General features: G+C 60.1%; 4 protein-coding genes. All 4 read left to right on the plus strand.

Going from position 1 to position 6,000, the window contains the following annotated elements; all coding sequences use genetic code 11:
• The first annotated feature begins 2,062 nt into the window (after positions 1-2,062).
• The 4 genes from H281_RS0124980 to H281_RS36990 all read left to right on the plus strand — a co-directional run bounded on the left by H281_RS0124980 (position 2,063) and on the right by H281_RS36990 (position 5,436).
• Positions 2,063-2,347 carry a hypothetical protein gene (locus H281_RS0124980; RefSeq protein WP_020069867.1) on the plus strand — a complete coding sequence of 95 codons (285 nt, stop codon included), beginning with the start codon at positions 2,063-2,065 and terminating at the stop codon, positions 2,345-2,347.
• Between the two features lie 131 nt (positions 2,348-2,478).
• Positions 2,479-2,823 carry a hypothetical protein gene (locus tag H281_RS0124985; RefSeq protein WP_020069868.1) on the plus strand — a complete coding sequence of 115 codons (345 nt, stop codon included), beginning with the start codon at positions 2,479-2,481 and terminating at the stop codon, positions 2,821-2,823.
• Between the two features lie 83 nt (positions 2,824-2,906).
• On the plus strand, positions 2,907-4,835 hold the full coding sequence (locus tag H281_RS34845) for an AAA family ATPase (RefSeq protein WP_020069869.1): 1,929 nt from the start codon (positions 2,907-2,909) through the stop codon (positions 4,833-4,835).
• A gap of 169 nt (positions 4,836-5,004) precedes the next feature.
• Complete coding sequence (locus H281_RS36990) at positions 5,005-5,436, plus strand: hypothetical protein (RefSeq protein WP_164701941.1); 432 nt, start codon at positions 5,005-5,007, stop codon at positions 5,434-5,436.
• Positions 5,437-6,000 lie beyond the last annotated feature (564 nt).

Below are 6,000 nucleotides of genomic sequence, written 5' to 3' on the forward strand. Positions count from 1 at the left end.
TTCGTGCACGGTTGAGACAATTCGCGCTGGCGACGCGGGAAGAGGCCCTGCAGACGGTCACAGTTCCCTTCCCGGAACACGTCAGCGTGCTCGCTGGCCCGTTGAGGGTTCGGAAACGTGAGAATGAATCACCCGACGACCCGGGCCGAGCCCCCACCTGCAAAGCGGAATCGGACGTTAACCGTTAGTGCTTAGTCGAAGCCGCTCTTCTGCTGTTCCGTGCAGAGCTGACCTTTCTCGAGCATCGTACGGTGACGGTCAACTTGTAGCTGGAAGCTCTGCAGCCTCCAATGCATAGGTGCCAGGGGTACCGGTGCTCGAGCCCGGGAACGGCAAGACGCGTACCGCCGGCTCTGAACGTACGTTCGCGAGGTTCGGCCAGCTGACTCCGAGGAGGCCGAATGCGGTCTGCTTTGCTCACAGTCCGACGAAGGTTGATGAATATCCAAAGGCGATCTGAAGGCCTTCAGGTGAGCAGCGCCGAGTAGTGTGGCGAGTGAACCGCAACGGGGTAGGGCCGCGTCATCGGGGCTACAGCCACGATCGACAAAAGCGCGTTCAGGGACATTATCTATCCGGCGCAAAACCCGGCGCCGCGGGCCACGCGATACTGCATCGTGCTGACCAGAATTTCCTGCCTCTTGCGTACAGTGGTGTACTTTCTCGCAGAGGAGTCGCGCAGCCCCAGCGCACCGACCTGCTCACGGCGCTCGACGTCATTCTCGACCGCATTATCGAGGTCGCGGGGATCGGCGGGCGCCGCGACTGCATCCAGCCCGTAGGCCAGGACAGGGCGCAGAAGACCGCGTATGCGAAACGTATAAGGCGCGGCAGGTGAGGTGCCGCGGCCGTGCCACGCCCCGACCGCCAGCTTCTGCCGACCAGCCGTTTTATATCCACTCGCTCGATGTCGTCGGCGGTGAGCTCGCGTTCTGCGTGGAGCGTGACCGTGGCAAAGCTCTCACAGGACAGTATTGCGAAGATGCTTGAATGAGCGCGCCACTGCATCGGCCGTCGGGAGTCCTTGGAAGTCGTTGTTGGCGAGTGATCCGTAGCCGTCGCACCGGGCTCGCATAGACCTTCCCACAAGAAGGGTCTATGAGGGCGTGGGTCTGGCACCTAGCGAAAATCGTTATCACCGGCTGTCCGGCAACGACGGCGAGCTACATGAGCTCCGCGAGGCGGCGCTCGACATCGGTGAGGGCTATTCTCGCCAGTCTTCGCTCTAGCATTAGAGTTGGAGTAGTGACCCAAACCAAGACGCGTTCGCTGTACCGCTAAGCCGCCGCAGCATTTTGCTTCGACCCGCCCATGGTGGCCGCCACTGCACAAGTGCGCCGGCTGGGTCATACGTCTTTGGCCAATGCGTCGTCATGCTCAACGGATCCCGGGCTGTGCGCATCTCGACGATCAATTTCAGTGGCACCCGTTTCGGCCGCAAAGGGCCGCAGCAAAGCGGTTTCATGCACCTTGCCAAACTGACAACCGGACGCCAGGGGCTGCCCGCATTTGCGACGTGCCGGCGCTATCGCATCTCCCGATTGGTCGTCCTTCCTCTGCATTCGCCCGAGAACTGAGCGCCAGCGCCGCATCGATCGCCGCGAAAAAGTGACGTTGTTCGTTGAGCGGCGTGTTCCGGTAACCGGGCGCAATTGCGTCGAAATGATCCTGAGGTCGTGCGCCCGCCGGCCATCGCCCACGGCCGACTTGCGTTGGCAAAAGCCCGTGCGATCCTGAGTCTGTTCCTGCAGTGAGGTTCGCAGGGACAGACAGGCGGGGGGCCATCCGGGCCAGCGCTGTCTGCATCTTGCCCTCACTGCCTTTGTCAGATCCGTCAGCCCTTTGGCCGACGGACATCCATGACCAAAAGGACGTGTAGACCCCTTTCCACAACCACCCGCAAGGACATCCCAATGAGCAATCCAATAAACCGGCTATGGCAGGTATTTGTCCAGGAATGCCGCGAGTACCTCGCAGACGTCTTCATACCGCTGGTCGTCGTCGCGCGATGGATACGGCGTCACACGCGGAGATAAACACGTCGATAGTACGGAGGTCTCAAATGGAAACCAGACGCTTTACGGCGCAAAACGGGCGCGAGGTCGTCAAGATTGTTACCGATTCGGGGGCGACCGGCTACGTCGACGCCAGCATCCCGCCGGAAGTGATCGAGGCTTGGCATCGTCGCCTCCGTGCGGCCCTCGGGCGCCCTATCGCCCGGCAGCGACGTCTGCAGCGTGCGAGTCAGCGCCGGGTGTTCGAGCCGGTACGTCAACGGAAGCGCCAGCGAGGATTAATGGTGCGCATCCGGCTACACCGCCGCCGCCCCCTTCTTTCGATTAGATAAGCCGCATGTGCACTTGCGTCTGGGCGACCCAATGCGAATCTGGCTTTGTCCCGCCCAGACGCTTTCATTTCACCGGACCGGGCAAATCCTTCTCAACAGGTCAATGCTTTCCGACACTTCTGGAGCTTGTCATGCATAACGATCAGCAGCAGTCGCTCTTCAATTTTATCCATCCGGATCACGCAAGCCTGCCCCTCGCTGTGCGAGCGTTCTGGAACAGCGCCGCCGTTCTGTTGTTCATCTCGCCCTATACGATGGCCGTCACGTCCTGCCTTGGTGTCGTGCTAGGCCTTGACCAACTGCAGCATGCATGGCCCGCGCTGACGCACGGTTTGCCCCTTGGCGTCATCGAGCTGCTGAGGGACGGCGCTATCGCTGTCTCAGCGCTATTTGTCACTGGGGCGTTTTTCGAACGTAATGAACTCGCGCAAGTCATCCGCAACGACATCTACGAGATGCTCGCGGACCTCCAATAGCCGATGCTTTGCGAGGCGCGCATTGCCCGCGCCCGTCCTTGTCAGTCCACTTTCGCTTAGATAGCTTTCACGGAGAATTGTCCATGAAGGATGCCATTCTTTCCACCGCCCCTGACTGCCCGCCGCTCCTGATCGGATGTGGCGCAGGCTTCGGCCTCGGGTTCGCGCTCCATTTTGATAACCTTTGGATGATTGTCATCGTAGTAGTCTGTGTTTGCGTGGCGCTCGCGCTTCATTACCGCATCCCTCTCGCTCGCCGACTGATGGCAATGGCTACTGTCGTGCTGCTGGTTGCCGTTCTCGGCCACGCATCGTTGCACACCGCTGCCGCGTTAGGGGTCGGCGCGGCGCTCTGGATAATTCTGGCTGCGGGAAACCGGCGGTATGGCCGGGTGCGCCGGTGCGCGCTTCCGGGGAGCGCGCCTTCGTCGCCGCAGGGTTTAACAGCCCAGCGTGATACGGAGCAGATGGCGGCACAGCAAGCATATTCGTTCCATGACCGCGTACTTCGTCCGAGATTCGGCTTTGACGCTATCACAGGCATGGCTGAGGTCAAGGCCCGACTGCTTAACATGGCACGCGATATCCTCACCCACCCGGAGCGGGCCAGAAACGGGATCCTGCTCTCGGGGGAGCCGGGTAACGGCAAGACGATGTTTGCTGAAGCGCTCGCTGGCGAATTGGGCATCCCCTTTCTGTCGATCTCCTACCAGGACATTGCGTCGAAATGGATCAATGAAACGCCCGAACGCGTGAAGGCTGCCTTTGCACAGGCAGCGCGCTTGCGGCAGGCAGTTTTTCTAATCGATGAAATAGATGGTTTCATTAAGTCACGTAGTGACCAGACCCATTCGATGGATCGCGACCTCACCAACACAATGCTCACCGAGATCGTGCGCCTGCGTGGCACAGGCATCGTGCTGGTTGCCGCCACCAACGACATCGCCTGGCTCGATGCAGCCGCCATCCGGGAAGGACGCTTTGACTTCAAGGTTGAGGTGCCGCCGCCGGATCTGCCAGCCCGTGAAGCGATCCTGAAGGGTTCGTTCGGCAAGGCGCTTGGTGCTGATGCGCTTGACCAGTCCACTCTGCGTAGCCTCGCGGCGCGCTGGGCTGGATTCAGTGCGGCACGCCTGACGGCTGTCGGACCGCAGCTCGCCGATATGCGGACGGAGGGACTTTTCGGGAAAGGTCCCGTGTCGTTCGGTATTGCCATGCAGGCCATGCGTCGTATTCAGGGCTCGAAGGGACACCTGCCCGAGGCAGTCAAGGCAATCGACGAGATCATCATGCCTGACGGATCACGTGATGACTTGAGGCGCCTCACGCGACGGCTTCAGAACGTTCACCGAATCGAGCAGTTGGGTGGCGCACTGCCGCGAGGAGTTCTCTTCTACGGTCCGCCCGGTACCGGTAAAACCCAAGCCGCAATGGCCCTCGCGAAGGCAAGCAACTGGGCATTCCTCAAGACCAGCGGCGCCGAGTTGCTCGGCACTCACTCGGCTTGGAACAAGCTCTATCGGGCGGCAAAGGACCTGCGCCCGTGCATTTTGCTAATCGACGAAGCGGATGACGTACTGGGTGATCGGCGCATGTCCGGTGTCGCACCGCTTACCAACCGGATCCTTGCCTCGATCGACGGAGCCGATGGTCGAGTGCCGGACGTACTAGTCATTGCTGTAACCAATCATCCTGAAGCACTAGATCAGGCCGCGCTGCGCGGTGGGCGTCTGGAGCAAAAGATCCGCTTCGACGTTCCTTCACGAGAAGCGCTTGACGCCTATATCCGCATCCAGTTGAGGCTCAGGGCGGGTGACACCTTTGCGATCTCCCGGCACACAGTGGAATGTCTGATTACGGGCCTCAAGGGATGTTCGATTGCCGACGCGGACACGGTTCTTCAGCGCGTCATCGATGAAGCGGCAGCGCGACATATTGACGACGGGTCCGCCACCATCACTGCGGTCGACGTGCGCGCGGCACTCTCGACGCTCACTGTCTCCAACGCCTGAATCGAGTGTGAAACCACGCTAATACCGCCGTCCGTCGTGGCCCTGTTAGCGTCTCGAGTGGACGCCGACAAACATGTTGGTCGGCGCATTGACTCAGGTCTTTTCTTGCCAGGCCGGGCTCGTTGCCTCAAGTATTTGCTACCTGTGAGACGGCAGCCCGGAGCGACATATGGCGATGCAACTCAGCATGGCAGCACGACGGGAATTGATCCAGGTGTTCGGCGAGCGGCACAGCCGTTCTGACCGCAGCGGGAAGCGCGAGATTTTGCACGACTTCGTACACCTGACCGTGTCCCACCGCCAGCATGCTGTCCGCGTGCTATGCCGCGAACCTCGGGCTTCGAGAAAAAAGCCCGGCCCGCGGCGAGGCGACGACGATGAAGCGCGGGGCGCGCGAACAGGCATTCGCGGGCAATGCCGACGCGCTGGCAGATTGGGCAGCGCAGTCCGCCGTGCGATGCGGATCGAACCTCTCAGACTAAAACAATTCGCTCCTCGTTGCCTCGAGGTTGTTTTTATCGAACATTGCGGCGGCACCAAGGTCTGGTGGATAGTGTGTTGTTCCCTGATTTCTGACTTCGACAATCAGATTGTCAGCTGAAACCTCCACCGCCTTCAGGCTCCCGCCTCACTGCCCCGTACTGCCGGGAGGCGCAATTGGTGAGAGTCGGGCATCCGGTAAATCAACGAGCTAGCCAACAATTCCGTCGCGACACTCGTGGACGCACGATCCGCGTTCGCGAGACTGGCGGCACTCGTTTCCGTTATTCGTGAGACTGCTAGGAAAGGAATCGTCTCCGTTCGGCCGATTCTGTTGAAAAAGTCGGCGGCGATGCGGAATGTTAGGTATCCTGGAAGGCATCAAACGACGGGAGTGAATCGTCATGATGGGTCTATATGAACGCGTCCCGTTTGAGCAAGTTATCGTGTGTTGTGGCAGACAGGCTGGCTTGCAGATCTATATCCGGCCTTGTTGCAGCTGGTACTGCCGCTGCGGGCCCCTATGAAATCCGCTGACTCGCACCTCATTCAACTGACGAGCTTGACGCTCGACCTATCATTCAGGCTTGGCGAGTCCCGGTCCTACCTGGCTTGTCATCACGTACGATTTCCTGCGCAACCTTTTGGCGTATCGCCCTGTGTAAAGCTGATTGCTTAGGGAATG

Origin of the sequence: Paraburkholderia caledonica, assembly GCF_000383275.1 — a bacterium.
Lineage (GTDB): Bacteria > Pseudomonadota > Gammaproteobacteria > Burkholderiales > Burkholderiaceae > Paraburkholderia > Paraburkholderia caledonica.